Annotated in this window: 17 protein-coding genes and 1 pseudogene; 9 read left to right on the top strand and 9 right to left on the bottom strand. The window is 54.0% G+C overall.

Features of this window, described 5'->3' with window-relative positions:
* Positions 1 to 398 precede the first annotated feature (398 nt).
* A complete protein-coding gene (locus tag C7434_RS04255; protein ID WP_033741048.1) occupies positions 399 to 1,943 on the top strand; it encodes a methyl-accepting chemotaxis protein in 1,545 nt (514 codons plus the stop codon).
* A 308-nt stretch (positions 1,944 to 2,251) separates the two neighbouring features.
* Here C7434_RS04255 and C7434_RS04250 read toward each other — a convergent pair whose 3' ends face one another.
* Positions 2,252 to 2,566 carry a helix-turn-helix domain-containing protein gene (locus C7434_RS04250; RefSeq protein ID WP_006119667.1) on the bottom strand — a complete coding sequence of 105 codons (315 nt, stop codon included), beginning with the start codon at positions 2,564 to 2,566 and terminating at the stop codon, positions 2,252 to 2,254.
* Positions 2,567 to 2,580: 14 nt separating this feature from the next.
* Positions 2,581 to 3,699 (bottom strand): alkene reductase, encoded by a 1,119-nt coding sequence (locus C7434_RS04245; protein ID WP_133745178.1) that lies wholly within the window; start codon positions 3,697 to 3,699, stop codon positions 2,581 to 2,583.
* Between the two features lie 686 nt (positions 3,700 to 4,385).
* Between C7434_RS04245 and C7434_RS22370 the strand changes: the two are divergent.
* Positions 4,386 to 4,937 (top strand): annotated as a pseudogene (locus C7434_RS22370) (GNAT family N-acetyltransferase).
* A gap of 118 nt (positions 4,938 to 5,055) precedes the next feature.
* Positions 5,056 to 6,480 (top strand): trehalose-6-phosphate synthase, encoded by a 1,425-nt coding sequence (locus tag C7434_RS04235; protein WP_133745310.1) that lies wholly within the window; start codon positions 5,056 to 5,058, stop codon positions 6,478 to 6,480.
* 105 nt (positions 6,481 to 6,585) lie between these two features.
* Here C7434_RS04235 and C7434_RS04230 read toward each other — a convergent pair whose 3' ends face one another.
* Entirely contained in the window at positions 6,586 to 7,083 is a 498-nt protein-coding gene (locus C7434_RS04230) for a glutathione peroxidase (RefSeq protein WP_133745177.1), read from the bottom strand.
* 499 nt (positions 7,084 to 7,582) lie between these two features.
* On the opposite strand from C7434_RS04230, the gene ycgZ reads away from it, so the two are divergent.
* Complete coding sequence (gene ycgZ / locus C7434_RS04225) at positions 7,583 to 7,816, top strand: regulatory protein YcgZ (RefSeq protein WP_006119672.1); 234 nt, start codon at positions 7,583 to 7,585, stop codon at positions 7,814 to 7,816.
* A gap of 90 nt (positions 7,817 to 7,906) precedes the next feature.
* Complete coding sequence (locus C7434_RS04220) at positions 7,907 to 8,182, top strand: hypothetical protein (RefSeq protein ID WP_033741039.1); 276 nt, start codon at positions 7,907 to 7,909, stop codon at positions 8,180 to 8,182.
* A gap of 257 nt (positions 8,183 to 8,439) precedes the next feature.
* Here the strand turns inward: C7434_RS04220 and C7434_RS04215 are convergent, their stop codons facing one another.
* Complete coding sequence (locus C7434_RS04215) at positions 8,440 to 8,643, bottom strand: hypothetical protein (protein WP_080752806.1); 204 nt, start codon at positions 8,641 to 8,643, stop codon at positions 8,440 to 8,442.
* A 355-nt stretch (positions 8,644 to 8,998) separates the two neighbouring features.
* Here C7434_RS04215 and C7434_RS04210 point away from each other — a divergent pair, with 355 nt between their 5' ends.
* The 4 genes from C7434_RS04210 to C7434_RS04195 all read left to right on the top strand — a co-directional run bounded on the left by C7434_RS04210 (position 8,999) and on the right by C7434_RS04195 (position 12,587).
* Positions 8,999 to 9,259: a hypothetical protein gene (locus C7434_RS04210; RefSeq protein ID WP_006119675.1), complete on the top strand. Its 261-nt coding sequence runs from the start codon at positions 8,999 to 9,001 to the stop codon at positions 9,257 to 9,259.
* A gap of 640 nt (positions 9,260 to 9,899) precedes the next feature.
* Positions 9,900 to 11,378: a SulP family inorganic anion transporter gene (locus C7434_RS04205; RefSeq protein WP_133745176.1), complete on the top strand. Its 1,479-nt coding sequence runs from the start codon at positions 9,900 to 9,902 to the stop codon at positions 11,376 to 11,378.
* Positions 11,379 to 11,538: 160 nt separating this feature from the next.
* Entirely contained in the window at positions 11,539 to 12,231 is a 693-nt protein-coding gene (locus C7434_RS04200; protein ID WP_039340748.1) for a haloacid dehalogenase type II, read from the top strand.
* 107 nt (positions 12,232 to 12,338) lie between these two features.
* Complete coding sequence (locus C7434_RS04195; protein WP_006119678.1) at positions 12,339 to 12,587, top strand: DUF2543 family protein; 249 nt, start codon at positions 12,339 to 12,341, stop codon at positions 12,585 to 12,587.
* Between the two features lie 229 nt (positions 12,588 to 12,816).
* On the opposite strand, the gene C7434_RS04190 is transcribed toward C7434_RS04195, so the two are convergent.
* From C7434_RS04190 to C7434_RS04170, 5 genes are all read right to left on the bottom strand, one after another.
* Positions 12,817 to 14,400: an APC family permease gene (locus tag C7434_RS04190; protein ID WP_039340752.1), complete on the bottom strand. Its 1,584-nt coding sequence runs from the start codon at positions 14,398 to 14,400 to the stop codon at positions 12,817 to 12,819.
* An 812-nt stretch (positions 14,401 to 15,212) separates the two neighbouring features.
* Positions 15,213 to 15,695 carry a DUF1641 domain-containing protein gene (locus C7434_RS04185; protein ID WP_133745175.1) on the bottom strand — a complete coding sequence of 161 codons (483 nt, stop codon included), beginning with the start codon at positions 15,693 to 15,695 and terminating at the stop codon, positions 15,213 to 15,215.
* Positions 15,695 to 18,664 carry a formate dehydrogenase subunit alpha gene (gene fdhF / locus C7434_RS04180; RefSeq protein WP_205956231.1) on the bottom strand — a complete coding sequence of 990 codons (2,970 nt, stop codon included), beginning with the start codon at positions 18,662 to 18,664 and terminating at the stop codon, positions 15,695 to 15,697. The genes C7434_RS04185 and fdhF overlap by 1 nt, the downstream gene beginning before the upstream one ends.
* A 712-nt stretch (positions 18,665 to 19,376) precedes the next feature.
* The gene (locus tag C7434_RS04175; RefSeq protein ID WP_033741031.1) at positions 19,377 to 20,510 is read right to left on the bottom strand and encodes a glutathione-independent formaldehyde dehydrogenase; all 1,134 of its coding nucleotides are present in this window, start codon (positions 20,508 to 20,510) and stop codon (positions 19,377 to 19,379) included.
* Positions 20,511 to 21,443: 933 nt separating this feature from the next.
* Complete coding sequence (locus tag C7434_RS04170) at positions 21,444 to 22,688, bottom strand: EAL domain-containing protein (protein ID WP_110267609.1); 1,245 nt, start codon at positions 22,686 to 22,688, stop codon at positions 21,444 to 21,446.
* Positions 22,689 to 23,192 lie beyond the last annotated feature (504 nt).

The following is a 23,192-nucleotide window of genomic DNA, read 5'->3' as shown; positions in this document are numbered from 1 at the left end:
TGGACAGGGCGACGGTTGCGACAGGCTGGTTCTCTGCATTTTCATTGGGATGCCTGCCCGCAGTTAAGATGCGCACAGAACCGACGCGCCCTTTCCGCCCGGACGCCTTCATGGCCAGCGCAGTGATCTGCCCTTCTGTTTAGTCATGCTAAAACCCGTCACGCCGTAAGACAGAGGGGAAGACATGACTTTTTTACTGCGATTTACCGATGCTTTGATGACGGAAGGGATATAAGAAAAACCTATGAATAATGCGTCTTAACTCATTGACAAAATTTAATTTTTCCAGAAATTACCATGACGTGTTTTCTTACATTTAATTGTCCTGGTTTCGATAAAGGTTGGTCTGTCTGTGCCGAAAGATCACCGTCCCCCTCTCCCTTTATCAGGATAGATTTATGAAGATCGCAACACGGCTCGGTTTGGGTTTTGGCACGTTAATCATTTTTTTCTCCCTGTGCATAGTGGTAGCCATTCATTCTTTATACCAGTCTAAAAACACCCTTGAAGCCATTGTTCAGGGTGATATGAAGAAAACAAAATTAATCACAGACCTGACACTTATTCAGCGTGATATGGCAATCACGGTAAGGAATTTGTCTTTATTTACAGATGAAAAAGGTCTTGAAGAGCAATCCGCTCGTCTTGAAAAATTAAAAGCCCGGTTTGTTGACAGCAGTTCTCAACTGGGCCAGATGATTGACCAGTCGGGCAGTAACGAGGAAAAAAAAGCGTTTGAGGCAATAGAAAAGAGTCAAAAAAATGCCCTGGACTCCTTCAGTAATACTGTTCCTCTGGCATTGGGGAAAAATAACGCAGCAACAGTGAAATTTCTTCTTGATACCGTCAGACCAGCCCAGAACCCCCTGATTGACGGACTCACCTCAATGGGCGAAGTGCTCACTCAGCGCTCTGATAATGCCGTCAGTCAGAACAGTAAGACAACGGAGCAGGCCTATATTATTTTGCTGGTTCTGCTGGGCATTGCGGTCATTTTGGGCTTGCTGACGGGAAGTTACCTGATTCGCAAGATTATGCGTGAACTCGGCGGTGAGCCGGTTACAGCGCAACGGCTCGCTTACGCTATTTCACAAGGGAATCTGACCTCAACGGTTCAACTGCGAAAAAATGATGACCGCAGCCTCATGGCGTCTCTCGACGCGATGCAAGCCAGACTGCGCGGGATCGTGTTGCAGATTAAAGACGCCTCCGCGTCCGTTGCGCTGGCGGCCGATGAAATCGACCGGGGAAATACAGAACTTTCATCACGAACCGAGCAGCAGGCTGCCGCGCTGCAGCAGACCGCCGCCAGCATGGAGCAGCTCACCAGCACGGTGAAGAGCAACACAGCCGGTGCGCAGCAAACCGCTGAATCTGCCCGGGCAACAGCAGAGACCGTTAACGCCGACAAGTCCAAGGTCAGCCACATGACCGATACCATGCACAACATCCATGAGAGCGCAGTCAAGGTCCGTGATATTACGTCCGTGATTGAAAGCATCGCTTTTCAGACCAACATCCTGGCGTTGAATGCCGCCGTGGAAGCCGCGCGTGCAGGTGAAGATGGTCGCGGATTCGCCGTCGTGGCTGGTGAGGTGCGGACACTTGCCCAGCGTAGTGCCACAGCCGCGAAAGACATCAAGCGTCTGATTGAACAGGCCGTCGCACACGTTGACAGCGGCGTAGAAATTGCCGCGCTAACCGGGCAGAGCGTCCTGAAGGTCATGAGTATGGTCAGCGACCTGGCTGAAGGGATGGACTCGATTGCCCGGGCCTCTTCTGAACAGCTGCAGGGAATTTCAGAAGTCAGCGTGGCAGTGAATCAGATGGACGGCGTCACACAGAATAACGCGGCGCTGGTCCAGGAATCGTCAATGGCCTCCCGTTCGCTGTCTGAACAGGCCCAAACATTACGACAGATTGTTGGGTCGTTTAGCGTCTGAACATTCAGGTAACGCCGGCGTTCCAGGCTTCATCAGGAAGGTACAGGGGCAATCACATCCGTCTGTCGCAGGTCCACAGGCTGTGGTATCTGCGACAGATTCCGGCGCGTGTTACGAAGGGATGGCGCTTTGTATCGTGACTTATTCAGGCTGCCCTAAACGTCGCAACGGTAAAAGAGAGTGGCGCTCATGCGCCCTCTCTTCCTCGCCAGCGAAATGCGTGAGCCTGGCGCTGATTTTCATGCATGTCCTGATGTGCCACAACGCAGCGTTACCGGACGTCCGTATGACTGTCGTTGACAAGCCGCCTACAGATCCTGCAGGGCCTGGATAATTGACGTATTCATCTCGTGAACCGCCTCTTCACGCCGGCGATAGTATGTCCATTTACCGACCTTGCTTGCCTCAAGCAGGCCGGCATCATGCAGCGCTTTCAGACATAACGAGGTGGCGGGCTGTGAGAGGCCCGCTTTGTCCTGAATAAGACTGGCACAGACACCGTACTGATCGAAGGGATACAGCTGAGAATAGTCAGCAAAGGCTTCGTCAGGGCGTTTAAGCCATTTGAGCACCGCAACCCGTGTCGGGTTAGCCAGTAATTTAATGGCATTTTCAGGTGTCATGCCGTCTCAGAACCTCAAGCAGAATAGAAAGAGTAGTCAGTATAGCCTTTCTCACTTCCACCATACAGTGAGGCAGGATCCGCGTTGTTCAGCGGGTAGCCCATTTTGAAACGCGCCGGTAAATCCGGGTTAGCGATAAACGTGCGCCCGAAGCCAAACAGATCGCCCCATCCCTTTTCCAGCATACGTTCGGCCTTTTCCCTGGTATAACGTCCGGAATACATGATGGGGGAACGGAAGGTTTCACGCAGCGCAATACGGAAGCTTTCGGGCATCTCCGGACTGTTGTCCCAGTCCGCTTCGGCGATAGACAGATAGCCAGTTTCAAGCTCGTTTAGCATCTGCGCAGCACGAATGTAGGTAGCATGCGGATCGCGTTCAACCAGCCCCAGATAAACGCGTTCTTCCTCTGTGCTTGAGAACAATGGCGCGAAACGTACGCCGACACGGTGACTGCCAAATACCGCACTCACCGCTTCGGTGACTTCACGCAGAAAGCGCAGGCGGTTATCAAGGGAGCCGCCATATTCATCGGTACGGAAATTGGTGTGTTCAGAAATAAACTGATTGATCAGATAACCGTTGGCGGCATGCAGCTCGACACCGTCAAAACCGGCTTTTTTCGCGTTCTCTGCTGCCGTGCGGTACATCGCCACAATCGCTTTGACTTCCGATGTGGTCAGTTCGCGCGGCATGCTGGGTTCCGTCAGCATACCGGCACCTGGTCCGGTTTCAATAAAGACCCGTACGCCGCTGGCGGCAACGGCGGAAGGAGCAACAGGCGGCTGTTTACCGGGCTGCAACGCATTGTGCGATACGCGGCCCACGTGCCAGAGCTGGCAAAAGAGCGTTCCGCCCTCTGCATGCACAGCGTCGGTGACGTTTCGCCATCCCGCAATTTGTGCGTCGCTGTGAATGCCAGGCGTCCAGGCATAGCCCTGCCCGCGCGGTTCAATTTGCGTACCTTCGGTAATCATGAAGCCCGCGCTGGCACGCTGGCGATAGTACTCCACCATCATCGTGCCGGGAATGTTGCCCGGCTGCTCGCTACGGCAACGGGTCAGGGGTGGAAGCGCAATGCGGTTACGCAACGTGAGATCACCCAGCGTCAGGGGCGTGAAAAGAGACGACATAATTAACATCCTTAAAAAGAAACAGGGTCGGCATTATATTTACACATTTAAATTTGTAAATATGTAATGTGTGCGGTTATCTCCCGTTGTCATGATGACTCTGCCAGATTGCCTTCACCGCGCCCTTCACCTAAGCGTTACCGTTATCCTCACGGCGGAACGACCGGGCTGATGGTGGCTGTTTCTGCTTTTTGCGGCAAAAATCAGCATCACTCCGCCGGTCGGAAAATCCCTCACTGCCCTTTATCAGCGCAGTATGAACGCGTGCAGCAGCCTGGATGATGAACGCAGCAAAACAATGGCAGATCGGCGCGTAAAGCAGAAGATAGCCGCTTTATACCCTGTTAAATCGTCAGAACCGGTCACCTGAAACGCGACCTGCGGTACAGCTCGGGCAGAGACGAAGGCGAGTCGCCTTCACATAACATTGCTTGTCTGTCCCGTCCTCAGCGTATGCATGCCGCCCTTTTCAGGAGAGAAGACAGGGATATATCAGGCTGGGGATACGACGGCACGTAATCTTTGCGCCACAGGGGCTTCTTCACTGGCTCATGCCCCCATGTCTTCACCCTTTCCTTTGCACCCTTTTTACACCGCACCCGATCTTTTTTACGCCACTTTTACACGCCGGGCGCTTAAATCAACGGCACCGGGCGCTGAGGCGTCCATGTAAAAGGAAACCGTTGATGAAATGTGTGAATGCGGCCTCTTTCCTGCCGGTTTGTGGTGATGCCGTGATTGCGGATCTTGCCGAGCAGCAGCGGCTACGCCTGCTGTCTCCCCGTAAATGGTTCAGAGAGACGATGGAGATCAACACCGATCCGTCCATGCTCAATCCGCGGCTGATTGCCCAGTGGCTGGGTTCGGCTATTCCCGATGCACGTCTGCTGACGCTGGCGTTGAACAGCAGTCTTTGCTTTGGCCTCTATCGTCATACCCGGCAGATCGGTTTTGCGCGGGTCGTTACCGATATGGCCGAAACCTGGGTTATACAGGACCTGTTTATCTCGCCAGAGTATCGCTATATCGGGCTGGGATCCTAGCTGCTCCACTGCTGTCTGACCCACCCTGGCGCCAGTGGCTGTCATCGCATTATTGCGCTGAGCGACAGCGCCCAGGACTTTCTTGAACGCAACGGATTCATTTGCCATGCCTCGCTGCCGGGTCTTTATCTCAGAGCAGTTGCCCCTTACGGCCTGAGCGACTCGTTGAGCGCTGACCGCGCCCACCACCATTAAGCGGACAGGACGCTTTGCCATGTGTGGCCTGCTGCAGTTTTTCATCCGACCTCAACCCGATAACGGCTGGACGCCGGGCACGGCAACTGATGCCCTGCCCGCCCATAAGGAAAACACCATGTCAGGTTTTATCCTGGTATCACATAATCATTCACAACGTTCCACACTGTCTGCAATTTATGAAGGCCTGCTTTCCCGCCATGGCGGACTCTGGATAAGCTGGGATGGTGAGACGACGGTGCTGCCTTCTGATGCACCAAGGCCGCTGAGCATTCAGCAGAAAGGCCCTTATGAAACGCTGACCTTTCCTCTGTCTTCCGCCGAAGTGAAAGAGGGTTATCACCATTATGTTCATCAGGGATTGTGGCCGGTTTTCCACCAGCGTCCGGATTTGGCCCGCTTTTCTGCTGACGGCTATCGGGAATACAAAAAGATTAACGAAGCCTATGCGCGGGTCATCTGTGATAACGCTATGCCCGAAGACACCATCTGGATACAGGATTACCATCTGCTGGGCTGCGCCCATTACCTCCGTGAGGCCGGACTGACTAATCCTGTGGGCTTTTTCCTGCACCAGCCCTTTCCCTCAGGCACGATGTTTGAGGCGATTCCCGACTGGCGCTGGCTCACGCAGTCGCTGCTGTGCTGTGATCTGCTTGGCTTTCAGACCGTTCAGGACCTGAACAACTTTATCGTCTGGCTGGAAAGCGAATTCCGCACCGAGCGCCTGAGCGTAGACAGCGTTCGCGTGCAGGGGCGGATTGTAAAGCTCGGCGTCTTTCCTGTCGGGATCGATCTGGATGATGTGCGCTGCCTGCGTGACAGCAACAGCTGTGCGTTTATGGAAATGCAGTGTCGGGAAAGCTTACCGGAAAACACCGTTCTGAGCGGCGGTCATCTTGATGAAAGCGCCGGACTGCCTTACCGCATCAGCGCGGTAGAAGTGTTACTGCGCAAACATGCCGTCTATCAAAAAAATATTACCCTGCTGCAACTGGCCCCGCCTGCTGCGGGCTACGCGGACCGGGCAGCGGCTGTCACGCACACGTTAGAAACTCTGTGCGGAGAATGTAATGGCGTGCATGGCATGATGAACTGGTATCCCGTGAATTGCCTGACGCATGCCTACAGCCGTGAGGAGCAGGCGGGTATTTATCGTGCCTCACGCGTCGCGCTGGTCACGCCCCTGATGTCAGGCATGGGTCTGATGGCGAAGATGTATGTGGCCCTGCAGGATCCGGAAAACCCAGGTGTGTTGATCCTGTCACAGTTTGCGGGCGCGGCGGAGCAGATGGACGGCGCGCTTATCGTCAATCCCTACGATCCGGATGCCATGGCCGATGCCATTCACAGTGCTCTGCTGATGCCGCTGCGTGAACGGCGACACCTGCACGCGCGCCTGATGAAGGGGTTACATCTGCATGACAGCCATCACTGGGCAGAGGCATTTCTGTCTGTGCTGGGCGGCATGCCGGTCATTCCGGGCACGGTTATGGCAGCCGCGCCCGCGTTGCGTCTGAGCAGCAGCCGGGTGCGCTACTGAGGTGACAGGCAAACGCTGCGCCAGTCAGCCCCCCTGGCGCCGGTTGCGGCACGGCAGACAACCTGACCGGGTCTCTGTCCTTTGCTGGCACGCCAGATCAACGCTTCACATCACAGCCGCTGTGCTTTCCAGCGCGGCAACAATCGCGGCTTCCATTTTTTCAGGAGAAGTGATGGGGGCAAATCGTCTGAGCGGTTTACCATCACGCGCGATCAGAAACTTAGTGAAATTCCACTTAATCCGCCCACCCAACACACCTGGCAATGCCTGTTTCAGGAAACGAAACACCGGGTGCGCTGCGGCGCCGTTGACCTCGACTTTCTCGAACATCGGGAAGCTCACGCCATAGTTGATATGGCAGGTCTGTGCGATATCGTCGGCATTACCGGGTTCCTGCCTGCCGAACTGGTTGCAGGGAAAGCCCAGTACCACCAGCCCCTGATCGACATACTTTTTGTAAAGCGCTTCCAGGCCTGCATATTGGGGCGTGAAGCCACAATGACTGGCGGTATTCACCACCAACACCACCTTGCCAGCGTAGTCGGCCATCGTAATGCGCTCGCCATGTAAACGGGTAGCACTGAGTTGATAAAAGGCCGTCATAGTGTAATCCTCAGAGAAAAAACATTTACCGCCAGGACTGGCGCGCCGTACATAACAACACAGGGGCCCGGCAAGCCGACTTTTGATCGGCGGCGAAGGCGCTGGCAACAGGATGTGACCCGGCCAACCCGTTTTATGGCACACCCTCTTCGCGCTTAGCCAGGGATAACACTGGCCAGGGTATTTAAAAAGACGTGGCCAAAGCATAACAGAGAAATACGCCTGTCATTAAACCAGCGATGTACAGCGGAACGATGTCGCGTTAAGAAGAAAAAAGGCCCGGCCCCCATGTTTACAGGCGTTTGTTGCCTGTCCCGTCAGAGCGGCTGTCTGGCTCATCCTGTCCGTTTCTCCCAACGTCATTGGGCGATCAGTTGCTTTGAAACCTGATGATTTGGCCTCTAAAAATCAGAACCCAAAATAAACCTGTACAATGACTGATTTGTTGTATAACTTAGATCTATACACTCAGCATAATAACTGTACAATGGAGAAACTTATGCAACACAGACTGCCCGTAACTGGCGTAAGTAAAGATGTTTCATCCTTCTTCAGCCGCGCATCACTGCCCTCACAGCAGGAAACGTTGGGCGTTGTTGTGGTTGAAATACTCAGAGCAGGTCGTACGCTGAACCGCAAAGCGCTTTGCAAGTCGCTCATTGAACGTATGAGCCATGTTTCTTCTCCTCAGGAAGAAGAACACCTGCAGGAGCTGTTGCGCCTTCTGTTCTGATACTGGCTGGAACCTTCTGAAAGGGACTTTGCGGCACAGTGGCTGATATACACGACAGCCGGGCAGGCAAAACTTATTCAGAGAGTAATAATGACATACAGTAAAGATGAAAAACTCCGTGACACACTCATTGGAGAGGCTGCCCTGGCATCCCTTGAGGAGCAGGGCAGCGTCACATTCAAGAGCGTGCTGGAAAATCTTGATGCCATCATGCGTTCTTCTGACAGCGAAGAGAAAAGCCGCGCAGTCAGCATGGCCATCAGTGAAATTAAAGCCGATATGGCCGCTCGTCGCTCTCCTGATGACAGGGACGATGATCATGCCGCCCATCTGTCACAAGATGCCGATGAAACCTCACGGAACTGATCGTGTCTCAGCGTCATACACGCCTGTCAAAGCAAGTCATTCACGATTAACGACACAAGCAGGCTGTCTGTTTGGGGACGAAAACAGCGTTGAAGCGCTATCCCTGCCAGGCAAGTCTTTCTGTAAGACAAAACGTATCGTATTACCGTGACCGGAACGACACCAGAGAGAGTAAGGCCCGATATTCTACGCACGTAGCTTACGGTGACAGGCCCGACTGCGACGCAGATAAGAAGATGCCTGACGTGAAGCGGATATTAATGCATCTTTTTCATAAGCCGGATAATGAGTTCACCGCAGTCCGCGCGCGTTTTTGCCTCTACGGTATGTTCACTCATCGTCTGCAAGGCCCTCGTCAGGTCTTCAGGCATGACAGTGCCCTCCCGTCTCAGGAGCTGGCTGACGGTTCTGCCTACCAGAGCAAGCACCTCTTGTGAAATATCGTGCTCATTGTTTTTCAATCGTCCTCCCGGCAGGTGTATAAACATACAGTTTATCACTTTTCACCCCACCACCCAACCTCGGCTCTTTCTTGCGCTTTCAGGTTAAGACAGTGCAAATGAAACTGAACACCCGAAGAGATTACGCTAACGGTAATAACTTTAAATGAAAAAGATTTTCTCCCTTCCGGTCGCAGTGCCATTATGTTCCCTTTAACGCACGAATAACAGACCTGGTCTGGGTTACGCGTACCTGTTTCTGAGCGCATCACGACAGAACAGGGTAAGTGCTGAATATTTTAAGCAGGCATTATCTGCGGGGACGACTACAGTCAGTGGTGAGGTTGTCATAAATCGTACTTATGGAGGATTGACCGTGTTACTTCAAGACGACGAGAAAGGCCACGTCATTATTGGCGAAGCAGCATTGCACCTGGCGCTGGCTGACAGGGAAATAAACATTACTTCTCTGATGAATGAACTGAGACGCATGGCAACAGACAATTGCAGCGACGATCGCCTGAGTAAAATCCTGGAAGCCAGAACATGGCTAAGAGCATTTTTAACGCCCGGTCTCGTAAAGCAGCCAGTGCCCTACCTGCAGACACTTGCAGGCCTGAACGAAGAAAAGAAATAACGCCAATGGACGTAGTCCGGCCCCGGCCGGAAGACGACGATACGAGATAACCTCATCGGTCTCGCGCGAGCGTGTACCGGCCGGAGATACTGTCAGGGACGACACTTCACGGCATGTTGCGAATAACCACAGTGTTGTCTTTTGCTCCTCGTGCGGTCAAAACACGTTCTGTAAACGAAACGATCGCGTCAAACACGCGGATACAGCTGGCTCACGACGCGTGGCGCTTTCTTTCAAGTACGGCCGCCCCCCTTCCTCACTGTGTTCCCCTGACACTCACTTTCGGGTTGACTTTGCAGCCTGTCAGAAATATGCAGGACGATTTAACGTTGACCTGCGTGTCGTTTTGTTTATAGTGAGTCGCTGTTCTGCTCAGGAAAGCACCATTTCGTCACCTGACAGGCATCGCCGTCTGCCCCGGACATCGCGTCCCGGCAGGAATGTACTTCCTGAAAGCCCCTTATGGCCGTAAAGGAGAATTACCATCATGCGTCTTACGCCACCCTGAGTTTTCCCCCTTCCCTGGCGCACCGGCTTAACCGATCGCGCACGCAATAACATCCCGACTGCGGATGTGCTTTTGCATCACTAAATTTTGCCCGCATGGGCTTACTTTCATCTAAAAAACTGAGAAATCAATATGTTGCTGTCCTCGACGCGTAAGGACTGGCTGGGTAACGTCCGGGGTGACGTCCTTGCCGGTATTGTGGTCGCGCTCGCCCTTATTCCAGAAGCGATCGCCTTTTCGATTATCGCTGGCGTAGATCCCCAGGTCGGACTCTACTCCGCGTTCTGTATTCCCTTCGTTATGGCCTTTCTCGGTGGCCGACCGGCGATGATTTCGTCGGCCACCGGCGCGATGGCGCTGCTGATGGTCACGCTGGTTAAAGAGCACGGCTTGCAGTATCTGCTGGCGACCTCCGTGCTGACCGGCCTTCTGCAGTTGCTGGCAGGCTATCTCAGGTTAGGCAGTCTGATGCGCTACGTCTCCCGCTCGGTGGTGACCGGCTTCATCAACGCGCTGGCCATCCTGATATTTATGGCCCAGTTGCCGGAACTGACTCATGTGAGCTGGCAGGTTTATGCCCTGACCGCTGCCGGGCTCGGCATCATTTATCTTTTCCCCCGGATCACCAAAGCCATCCCTTCCCCCCTGGTCTGCATTATTGTTCTGACTGCAATCTCTGTATGGCTCCATCTGGATGTGCGCACCGTCGGCGATATGGGCAGGCTGCCCGACAGCCTGCCCGTGTTTCTGATCCCGGACATTCCGCTGAATCTGCACACCCTGCTGATCATCCTGCCTTACGCCGCAGGCCTGGCTGTGGTGGGATTGCTGGAGTCGATGATGACCGCCACCATCGTGGATGACATGACCGATACAGGCAGCGATAAAAACCGCGAGTGCAAAGCGCAAGGGATCGCCAACATCTGTACCGCCTTTATTGGCGGTATGGCGGGCTGCGCCATGATTGGTCAGTCGGTGATTAACGTGAAGTCAGGCGGCCGGGGACGGTTGTCCACCCTGACGGCGGGCGTGGTGTTACTGCTGATGGTAGTCTTTCTGCGCCAGTGGGTATCTCAGATCCCGATGGCAGCCCTGGTCGCCGTGATGATTATGGTATCTGTAGGAACCTTCTCCTGGCAGTCGATTGCCAACCTGCGCACCCATCCCATGTCCACCAGCGTGGTGATGCTGGCCACCGTCGTCGTTGTGGTCGCCACTCACAACCTGGCGCTGGGTGTGCTGATCGGCGTACTGATTGCCTCGCTGAACTTTGCCACTAAAGTGGCGCGCTTTATGGCGGTGTCCTCTGAGCGGCAAGGCAACACACGAATTTATACCGTGACGGGCCAGGTCTTTTTTGCCTCGTCCGATCGCTTCACCCGCCATTTTGACGTCAGCGAGGAGGTGGAACGCGTCATTATTGATGTCACCCATGCACATTTCTGGGACATCACGTCAGTGAGCGCGCTGGACCGCATCGTGATCAAGTTCCGGCGGGAAGGCACGGAGGTCGGGCTGCGGGGAATGAATGCGGCAACGCAAACTTTGGTTGACCGCTTCGGCGTGCATGACAAACCTGACGAGGTCGAAAGACTGATGAACGGTCACTGAGAAACAGGGCTGGGGCTGTTTGTCCCAGCCACTGGAGGCGTGGCCAGACGCGCCACGCTTTCCCGCAGTTGAGTGTTTCAGATGGGCCTTCTACGCTTAAGCCTGACCAGATGGGCGTTACTGTACCGTCTGTTTATACTCAACGGTTAACGGAGGTCAAATGACAGACACGACTGTCACCCGTAAAGATACCCACACGCTTTTTTTTGATGTCAATGAAACCCTCCTGGATACCGCGCCGTTAAAAGCCTGTGTGGTGCGTCGCCTGGGCAATAAACCCGAACGCGCAGAAGCCTGGTTCACTTCGCTGCTGCATTACTCGCTGGTGGAATCCGTCACAGGCAGCTGGCACAGCTTTGGTGATATCGCAGAAGCCGTGCTGCAGATGACCGCCGAACGCTATGGAATCACGCCTTTACCTGACGCTACTTCGCTGGCTGACGCCTTATCGGCCATGCCGGCTTTTCCTGACGTTGCTGAGGGTTTATCCGCATTAAAATCGCACGGCCTGACGCTGGTGGCGTTGACGAACTCGTCACAGGCACTGGCTGAAAAACAACTCAGTCAGGCGGGGCTAAGCTCTTTTTTCAGCCGGGTGCTCAGCGTCGAGTCATTACAGGTCTATAAGCCGGATTTGCGCGTTTATCGCTGGGCAATGGATGAAATGAAACAGCCAGCCACATCATGCATGATGGTAGCCGCGCACGGCTGGGATGTCGGCGGTGCGAAGCGCGCGGGGATGAAAACCGCCTTTATCGCGCGGCCGGGACAAACGCCTTTCCCGTTGGCGCCTGAACCCGATGTGATCGTCAGGGATATTGGCGCGCTTGCCGCTGTGTTCACTCACCGTTGAAACAGAACCTGCCCCGCGGTAACGACAGCCCGCAGGGCAGAAAAACCCACGCAACCCTGCTATGATCGCCGCCTGAAAGCAGTAAGCACTTTCCCTGAGGACCTGATATGACCCCTGATGTTCCACTCAAGTATTATGACATTGCTGAAGAATACGCGGCAGAAACAGCAACGCCGGTCAGCGAGTCAGAACATGATGCGCTGGCGCACTACTTCCAGTTACTGATTACCCGGCTGATGAATAACGAAGCGATCAGCGAAGACGCGCAGCAGGAGATGGCCGCCGAGGCAGGCATTGATGCGGCGCGTATTGACGAGATCGCCACCTTTCTGAATCAATGGGGCAATGAGGACTAATGTCGATAATTGATGCACGTCCGTGCATCAGTTTTATGGGCTGCCTGTCCGCTTTCTGTTTCTTTTAATATATGGACTCAAAAAAAGATGTTTCACACTCAGCAGGAGCAAGAGGAACGGCACAATGCCTGATGTGGGCGGGATTGGGCGGTCAAAAAAGTGAATGTCACAACGGAGCGCCGTCATGAGAAACTGCACCTGTGCCAGGCACAGGTGCAGACGATAAAGGCTAGGACGCGTGTTTGCCGAAGGATACCGACTCCTCCTCCTCATTGGTAATATTAGGTTTCGCCAGGCTGGCGCTCACGCCCCAAAAGTAGCAGACCAGGGATGCGACAATGATAAGGATCATATCGAATGGCGTGCTAATCACGCCGCTCCCGCCGTAGGTACCGAGCATGGAAATCACCATCACCACAATGTAGTAAGCCAGCAGCCACCAGGCGCAACGCAGATCCTGACTGAATTCGCTGTTCTTCTTACCAAAGACGGCGTAAGCAACCCAGGCAATAATCAGGATCGGGATAAGAATCTCATTGACCGACCAGCCGCTCCAGTAAATCAGGAGCGTACTGGCTACAAACGCCAGCGGACTGAGCAGCCCGGCTATCGGCAGGCGAAACGGGCGCTGCATGTCCGGCAGGTGACGACGAAATGCGCCCAGCGTGATCGGGCCCGGCATATAGGTAAAGACGGTGGCCGAGGTGACCGCACCGATTAATCCGCCCCAGACCTGAAACTCAGAAGGCAGCGTCCAGGCGATGGCCAGCAGCAGCGATAACCACAATGCGCCGCGTGGTACGCCCGATTTTGCATCCACTTCACCAAACACTTTAAACAGATGACCGTTACGCGCCCAGGCAAACAGCACGCGCGCAGCCCCCGCCAGATAGATGTTGCCGGTTCCGGCCGGAGAAATCACGGCGTCGATAAGAATCAGGTTAATCAGCCAGGTCAGTCCCAGGCTGCGCGCTAAATCGGCATAGGGCGACTGGAACACCTGCTTCAGCCCGGCCCAGCCATGTTGTGACAGTAAATCGGCCGGCACCGCGCCCATAAAGGCATACTGCAGGGCCAGGTAAATCACGAAGCTGACGGCAATGGCAATACCAATCGCCAGCGGTACGTTGCGCTGTGGGTTTTTGGCTTCACTCGCAAAATCCACGGCCTGGCGAAAACCAAGGTAGGCAAAGACAATCCCTGCTCCCGTCAGCGAGCTAAAAACACCATGCGCCCCGCCCGGCGGTGCTGGCGGAACGTCAAGATTCGGCGCATGAAAGTAAAGCAGGAGCGTAATGATGGTCAGTACCGGCACGATAAATTTGAAGGTGGTAACAATGGTATTCACACGACCAAAGAAACTCACGCTCCAGTAGTTAAGCAGGAAAAATACCACCAGCAGCCCAATCTGCACCACAAACCCTAATCCCGTTGGGCTGCCGTCCGTATGCCCCAGGGCAGGCCACCAGTAAATCGCGTACTGACGAACGGCCTCCACTTCCACTCCGGCGGTGCTGGTATACGCCAGCAGAGAACTGACACCAATGACAAAGCCGACGATATTGCCGTGCGAATAGTTAGGATAGCGCACAAAACCGCCTGCGCGCGGCAACGCCGAGGAGAGCTCGGCGTAAACCAGGCCAATCATCAGCACAATCACCGCACCCAGCACCCAGGCCCAGCCGGTATGGCTGCCTGCATAACCGGAGCTGTTAAGGGCGGCATACAGCCAGCCCGACCCGATCATGGAGCCGATGCCCAGTAACGACAGATCGACCAATCCTAATTTCTTTTTAAGTCCTGTGGACGCCATAATATGCCCCTGTACGATTTTGATTATTAGATGTTGTGCGTGGGAATAAAGCATATTGTGTGCCAGCACTATTTTACTGTCGTGATGGTTTATGTAAGAAACATTCTGGTTCACATAAGCAGGCGATAAAGGGTTTCAGGCGAGGCTTTCTACGGAAATAAACAGATCTGTCGACAATCAGGGCAAAATTAAGCAGGAGATCACGGTGCAAGGCGCACTGCAATGATCCGAAAAATATATTGTGAAGGTAATTGAAACATTCCGTCACCGGTAAAAAAGTCATGACACAGTTTTGGACGCCTCTGAGCCTGAAAGCCGGTGAAACAGCCCCCTGAGAAACTGACGCGCCTACCTTCTGCCCTGCCTTAGTCAGGCTTTGTACGCCCGCCGTTCGCATTTTGCCGGGCCATCCGATGCGGGAACGTCAGACGCAAAAACAGGCTTTCCTCATCCTCATTAATATGATCAATAAGAGCGGGCAGTCACAGACGGCATTTTTGCACCAGGCCGACACGTAAAGATGTGTTCTGGCCTGCCGGGAATAAAAACAGATTGGTCAGGCGGCACGGAACTTTTTTATCTGGCCCGCTGATGGTGTGTTAATACCCTGTCCGCAACATGAAGGGAGAATAAGTGAGAAAATGACGCAGTGCGGTGCCCTTATTTAAACAGCGGATGTCAGTGAATCATCTTTATTAAACGGGCACATTTTGCGCCTGTTGCCAGCGTCCTTAACGGATCCGGTAATCCAGCCCGGACGGGCTGGATTACCGGCACAACAGGCTCCCGGGAAAGCCACCGTTACCCGATACTCAACTTTGGGTAGGCTTCCCACTATACCGGCTGATCGGTTTTTCAGACGGCTGTTTCATCTCACGTCCAAACGCGCGGACGCCTGCCAGAGCCGGTTTAATCCCGCGCCATAACTCTTCATCTTTCAGTAATCGGATGATGCCGCGGATGCCGGGTGCGCTTTTGTCTTCCCCGGCCAGTCCGGCCCCCCGCATCGCTTTTGCGGCATTAACGATCCCCAACAGCACAGGATTGAACTCTTCGGGGGGAATCGTTGCCAGCGCCTTAAAGACCAGGGACAGATTCTGCATGGCATTAAGCGCTCCTGGCTGGTTCAGGCCCTCAACCAGCACACCGGCAATCTGGGTATTGGCATTGACGATATCTGTAGCCAGACGCAGGAAGCCATGCTGATGAAGGCTTTCCAGCAGCGTGGCAAGGGCTTCGTTTGCTGTGGGCTCGGTGCGCGTGGGCGGCACGTCATACTTTAGCGGTTCAGCCATTAAAACTTCTCCGGATGGGCAGTGTGTTCAGGCGGCAGCGTATAGCCTGGCTGACGCCATTTATCCTCAACGGGCAGATGATCGCGCGGCGTGCGGTGCCCATGGCGAAAATTGTGCGACGGCAGCGGTGAAGCGTGAGGAGGACGCGCCAGCTTCTCCAGGCGAATGGCAATTTCTTTATAGGCTGGCGTCTGCACGTCAGGATCGTGATGATCCCCCGTGAGTCCGTTTACGCCGGGCTTACCATGGTGTATCGGGATAAAAAGGATATTACCTGCCACACGTTCAGTAATGATCACCGGCACCTCAAGCGCACCGCGTCGTGACGTCAGCCTGACCCAGTCGCCTTCCTGCAAGTGACGCTCCTGCGCCAGTGCGGGGCTGACTTCAACGTACCAGTGAGGCGACAGCGAGGTGATTCGTCCCCCCGCCCCGGTCTGGTTGGTGGCCTGAAAATGCTCCAGCATGCGGCCGTTGTTAAGCAGCAGATCATAATGGGCATCGCTCTCCTCGGCAGGCGCTTCCCACTGCAACGGATAAAGCCGCGCTTTGCCATCGGGGAAGTGAAAACCGTCGGTATAGAGCAACGGCGTGCTACTGCCGTCGGCGCTGACAGGCCAGAGCTGCGACTGCCAGCCCGCCAGCCGGTCATAGCTGACGCCGGCAAAGATACCGGCGATGCGCGCCGCTTCCGCCATAATGTCGGCGGGATGCTGATAATACCAGGGATGGCCCAGACGGCTGGCGAGTTCGGTCAGTATCCGCCAGTCGGGACGACTGTCGCCTAAGGGCGGTAGCACCTCGTAAAAGCGCTGAATACGCCGTTCGGTGTTCACAAACGTCCCCTCTTTTTCGACGCTCGGGCAGGCAGGCAACACGACATCCGCAAATTCTGCCGTCCGGCTCATAAAGATATCCTGCACCACCATAAAATCGAGACGACTGAACGCCTCATGGACTTTTGTGGAATGCGCATCCGCAAATGCCGTTTCCTCACCAATGATGTACATCGCTTTCAGCGTGCCCTGATGCGCCTGATCGATCATCCGGTAATTATCTGCGCCCTCTTCCGCCGAAAGCGCTTCCGGATCGACGCCCCAGGCCGCCGCCCATTTTTGCCGCACGGCCGGATCCGTGACGCTTTCATAGCCGGGATAGACATTACTCAGGCAGCCAAAATCACTGGCCCCCTGCACATTATTGTGGCCGCGCATGGGATACCCGCCGGTGCCTGGCTTACCATAGTTGCCGGTCACCAGCAGCAGATTCGAGAGTGCGGTGCTGGTATCCGAACCGTGACTGTGCTGCGTAATGCCCATCGCCCACAACAGACAGGCGCTTTTGGCCTGGCCTATCATTTCTGCCGCGTTCGTCAGTTCCTGCACGCTCAGACCGGTTAACTGACTGGCATAGTCGAGCGTGAAAGGCGCCAGCGACGCCCGAAACTCGGCGACGTTATTGACCTTTTCGGCAAGAAAGGCCTCATCGGCATAACCGTGATCGAACATGTAACGCGCCATCGCCGATGCCCACACCATGTCATAACCCGGCTTAATCCGCAGGTACAGATCCGCGCGCTCAGCCATTTCATGGCGACGGGGATCCACAACGAGAAGCTGCTGCCCGTGATGTTTATGGGACTGTTTGATATGGGAGGCAATGACCGGGTGATTTTCTGCAATGTTGCTGCCGACGATAATGATCAGCGACGCCTGCTGCATATCCTTGATGGTTCCCGCGTCGCCCCCATGGCCGACGGTCCGGAACAATCCCTGTGTGGCAGGGTTTTGACAATAACGGGAGGAGTTATCGACATTGTTGGTGCCAAAGATTAAACGGGCGATTTTTTGTGTCAGATAGGCTTCTTCATTACTGGCTTTACTGGAACCGATAAAGCCGATGCTGTTGCCGCCCGACTGTCGATGAATCTGCGTCAGGCGCTGGACGATAACCGCCAGCGCTTCATCCCAGCTGGCGGGACGAAAGCGCCCCTGCTCACGGATAAGCGGGGTGGTCAGGCGGTGCGGATCATTCACAAAATCCCAGCCAAACTTGCCTTTTACACAGGTTGAAATGCCGTTCGCGGGTGCATCTGCAACCGGCTGCACTTTTAGGATGTGGCGATCACGCGTCCACATTTCAAAACTGCAGCCTACGCCACAATAAGTGCAGACCGTTTTCGTTTTTTTAATTTCAGACTGGCGCATCGCCATATCGATCAGTGAAACACCGGTAACGGGTCCCGCGCCGATGCTGTTTTCCAGTTTTTTAACCACGTCAATCAGCGGACGCTTCACGGTTTCCGGCATATTGGTGAAGGGACCGGCATTGGGCTGCATCGTTTTTTCCAGCAGCGCATTGCAGGGGCAAACGGTAACGCAATGGCCGCAGCTCACACAGCTTGATCCGGCTATGCGCTCGCCACCGTCCCACAATACGCGCGGATGGTCGGCGGTGTAATCGATAGACAGCGTTTCGTTTACCTCGACGTTCTGGCACGCCTCTACACAGCGACCACAGAGGATACACTGGTCAGGATCGTAAGTATAAAAGGGGTTGGTATGGTCTTTTTCCGCAGGTTTACGTTCATAGGGATAATACTGGATCGGTATCGTCATATCGCTGACCGCGTTGTGTAAGGTGCAGTCGCCGGTATTGTGTTCGCATACCGTACAGTAAAGTTCATGGCGCGCCAAAACGCGGTCCATGCCCTCTTCCTGCGCCGCCTGCGCCTGCGGATCTACGCTGCTGACCACCATGTCGTGCACGGTTTCTAGCGTACATCCCCGCACCAGTTTGCCCGCATGCTCTACCCAACAGACATCACAGGTTTCCAGTGGCTTCAGAGCGGGGTGATAACAGACATGCGGCAGTTTTTTGCCGTGCAGTTCGAGAAAATCAATCAGGGGCAAACCTGCCTGACCTGACAGCCGTTCCCCGTTGTAGACAATGGTGCATGTTTCCATGATTTTACCTTTTTTCTTTTCGCGGATGGGATAAGCGGTCATCGGCTTTCTGCCTGTATAAAGGCCAGGTAATTTTTATTTCCTGTTAAAACTAGTTGTGCACAGTCGATAAATCAGGCGAGACGGCAGGAGAATTTGAGGGAAAAGGGGTAACAAAGTGTAAGCGCAATATCGGAAACAGGATTCTTATACCAACGGAATATGAAACAGGCAGCCAGCCACCAGGAAAACTCTTAAATTCTTTTTTTTGCTCCCTTCCTAATAGTTTTTGGTTGCCGCTTACGCTTGCGAAAAAATATTTTGTGAAATTAACTTAGCGACAGGTTTCCCCCAAACCGAATTTCACTGTTTCACTTAACCGCCGCGCCGGCGGTTTTTTTTCGCTTAAATAAAGCCAGTAAAATGACGTAGCGTTCTCATATAACAGACCCGCGTTTTTTCGGTTCACACTTTCGGATGCCAAACGATTATATTCACGTTTCTCTCGTGTTATAAACGCCGCCCTGTACCAGACCTTTCCACAGCAGGTATGGGCTGTGACTTACGCTGGCACAGTGAAGGCGAGGCGGCCTCGTCCTTTGCCACCCATGCTGTTGAGATAAAACGTCATCGGTCAGCCAGCTAACCACAGGGGCCGTCTTTAACCGCCAACAGCCCGGTCCCCGGTACTCAGACGAGATCCCAGACTGCGGCGGCCCGGTTAACTGCGAATTATTCAGGGTTTTAAAATCACTTTTGTCCACCCGCTGTCGCGGTTGTCAAAATGTTTATAGCCCTCTGCGGCTTCTGTCAGTTGCAGCCGGTGGGAAATGATTTGTCCCGGCTTCGCTTTGTCCTGCGCGATCAGACGCGCCAGCTGGCGGTTATAGGCTTTGACGTTTGCCTGGCCAGTGCGGACAGACTGGCCTTTAAACCAGAAGCTGCCGAAGTCGAAAGGCATTTTACCTTCTTTCGCCAGATCGGTGGCAGCACCGGGATCCTGTGGCACAAATACGCCCACCACACCAATGCCGCCCGTCGCTTTGGTGGAGGCCACCAGGCTGTTCATGGTGTCGGCGTTATCTTCAACCCCATGTTTGTTACAGCACTGATATCCCACACATTCGCAGCCACAATCGGTGCCCCGGCCATCCGTCAGGTCGAGGATTTTATTTACCGCATCGGCCCCGGTGGCATTAATAGCAATGGCACCGAGTTTTTCAGCCAACGCCAGCCTGTCGGCGTGCGTGTCCACGACGTACACTTCGGAAGCACCCTTGATAATCGCCGAATGCGCCGCCATCAGTCCTACCGGCCCTGCACCATAGATAGCCACACTTTCACCGGGTTTGAGCCCTGCCAGTTCAGTGGCATGCCAGCCGGTGGGAAAAATATCAGACAGCATGACGTAATCGTCTTCCTTTTCAACCGCATCGGGTGGCAGCACCAGGCAGTTAAAATCGGCAAAGGGTACGCGCAATAATTCTGCCTGCCCACCGGACCAGGGCCCCATTTCGGCAAAGCCGTACGCCGCCCCTGCCGTGCCTGGATTGGTCGTCAGGCAGAAGCCTGTCAGCCCTTTTTCACAGTTTTCGCAGAATCCGCAGCCGACGTTGAAAGGCAGGCAGACATAATCTCCGACTTTCACGCGCTCCACACCGCTGCCGATCTCTACCACCTGCCCCAGATTTTCATGGCCCAGGATACGGCCCTGTTCGAAGCTGGTACGCCCTTCGTACATATGAAGATCAGATCCGCAAATATTGGTGGTGGTGATACGAACCAGAACATCCGTGGGACGCTCAATTTTGGCATCGGGCACGTCTTTTACTGACACATCGTATGGTCCGTTATAAACGACTGCTTTCATATTTTTCCCCTCAGGTCATGGATGATTTGGCGCCCACCGGCCCTGACCGGGACGGCGAGCGGCATCGGATTTTCTGGGCTGGTTAATCAGCCTGACGCTAATCGTGCGTTCGCTGTGGAAAGAGGCCGTTCGCTTAAAATACGCGTGACTAAAAAGCGTGATTGCCTGCCCTGTTTTTAAAATAATTAGGGTTGCGCAATGTTTTCGGATATTTCCGACAAATTTAACTACGGCGGAATAATGACAGATTCCCTCTGGAATGACCTGCGATACATTTCTCCTTCGTGATTAAGATTTGCCTTCATGTTCTTTTTAAATCAGTCTTAAAAGCGTAACTGAGATAAATAAAATTGCTGCTCATCGTGAAAATTAATTCAAATAAAAATAACTTAGACTTTTTTTACAATGACTTATCTGAGAAGGTGATTATGTGAACGGAAGTTACAAAGGAGAAAAGCGAAGCCGCCTGCTGATTTAATGCACAGCAATGCCGTAAACCTGAACAGATTAATTACAGACGGTATCCGAAAACATGAATTCCTTATGTCTAACAGAAAATTGTGTTTATTTTTCACAGGTTGCGCATTATGCCCGGCAGGGGATTATCACGGCCTGGCTTATATTACCTTTCTGCGTGTTAATTTATCATGGCAGTATTCGCGCTTGTGGCCCGTTCCCGCCGGGCTTTAATTACAGACTGCCGGATGCTTACTCTGTCAATACAAATTCAGGCAATACGCTGATCCTGCCTGTGTGCTAACGGTTTTTTCCTTCGGTGCTGAGCCGGTCTGGCGGGTCAGACCGGTGTGCAGACATAAACGTGCACAACGCTATCAGGCAGGGAGATGACAGCAGGTAAGTGATCTCCGGCCTGCCCCATCCGATGAGGTGCCTGCGGGGGCGCAGGTTTTTACGATGCGGCAGCGTGCCCATTCAGCCTGGTTTTGAACGTCCCGGTAATATCTTACTTTCCGCGCCCTGCTGTTTAGCGGAAAAATCCTGTTCCACAGGGTGTTCTGTGCCCATCCGGCTACTGATGTCGATACCGAACACACAGAAGCCCAGCAAGTCTTTGGCTTCATCCTCCACCCGGGTAATGATAACCAGATCAATTCGACCGCCCGGCAGCGTCACTTCATAAGGCGGGTAAGGCAGCCCTTTTTCGCGGAAATCCTGAAGCCATAACAGTTTATCCGCCTCCGAAGGGATGACTTCATAGATATAACGGTCGATGAGATCGTCCAGCTCCCAGCAGACGCGTTCGGCGAAGGTCTCACTGGCATCCACGATCCGGAGATCCGTGTTGAGGAAACAGATGGAGGTCCCGGGCGCAGCGTACATGGACGAGATCTGATGCGCGCGCTGATCGAGAGACATGCGTTGTACCCTGCGATGAAATTTTTTACCCGGTCGGGTGAGTAGCAACGCGTGCGTCTCATCTGCGGTCAGCGGCTTGCCGAATAAATAGCCCTGCGCATAGGTGCAGCCTATTTTCCGCAGCATTTCCGCCTCTTCCTCTGTTTCAACCCCTTCGGCGATCACGTCCATATCCAGGCTGCGTCCCAGGCCGACAACGCTGGAAACAATCTTGCGACTGTCCTTTTGGTGCAGCATTGAGCGAATGAAACTGCTGTCGATTTTGATTGTGGTGGCAGGAAGCTGAATGAGCCAGGCCAGGCTTGAGAATCCGGTGCCAAAGTCATCCATTGCTATCATGCAGCCCATATCTGAAAGGTAATCAATCTGCGCACGCGCAGAATCCACATCATCTATCAGGGCCGTTTCGGTGATTTCTATCTTGAGCCTGGGCAAACTGAAGGCGTACTGATTTGCCACGTGCTTGATGATGTCAGGCAGATGGCGGCCCTTCAGTTGGGAAGGCGAAACATTAACCGATAAAAACTGCTGTTCGGGCCAGGTGCCTGCGGTCAGAATGCCCTGAGTTAACAGGACGGCGGTCAGTTCATTCAGCAGGCCCTGACGTTCCATTTCGGGAATGAATTGATCGGGCGGGATAATAAGCCCGTCCGGTAAAACGCGGCGGGCCAGCATTTCAAAGCCGACTACCCGCTCATCCTCGAGCGACACAATCGGCTGAAAATAAGGCGTAAATTCACCGGCCTGAAGCCGTTTCTTAAAGCAGGTATGCAGTGTCGCATTTTTTCTTTTCGTGTTCATTCAGGTGCCTGCAACCTGCCGCGTGTTTTCATCCGGCCGTTATGGGTGATCGGTTAGTCGTTAAGTCCTCATAAAATGACGAGGTTTCATATCTGAAAAAGGCGCGCCGGCGGAATATCTGCCGTCACCCTCTCTTTCAGTCAGTCATGAAAGGTTGAGACGGCCGCATCATATTGCTGCACGTCGGGAAACGCCGGACGTTTTGCCTTTCATTCTTCTGCCAGCACTTGCGCTGTGATCGTGTTATCGGCATTAAACAAGCGAACCGTAGTGATTTATGCTTTTCAGTTGCGAATCACCTCGCATGATCCCCGCTAAGCCCCTGCCCTGCCTTGCTGACAGGCTGCTGAAGAGCCGCAGCCAGGCGGCGCATTGACCGTGATGATCGGGCTGGGGCGAAATTTTTTCGTCCTGCGTGGCGCGTCACTGACAAACGCCCCGGGAAGACGAGGGGCACCGTCACGGCAGACTGGCTTGTCTCCGCAGCAAAAACGTGGTGCTACC

It is taken from the genome of Pantoea sp. PNA 14-12, assembly GCF_004364735.1.
GTDB lineage: Bacteria > Pseudomonadota > Gammaproteobacteria > Enterobacterales > Enterobacteriaceae > Pantoea > Pantoea stewartii.
Note: the sequence above shows the minus strand (reverse complement) of the source record. Positions and strands in the feature narration are given on the sequence as shown.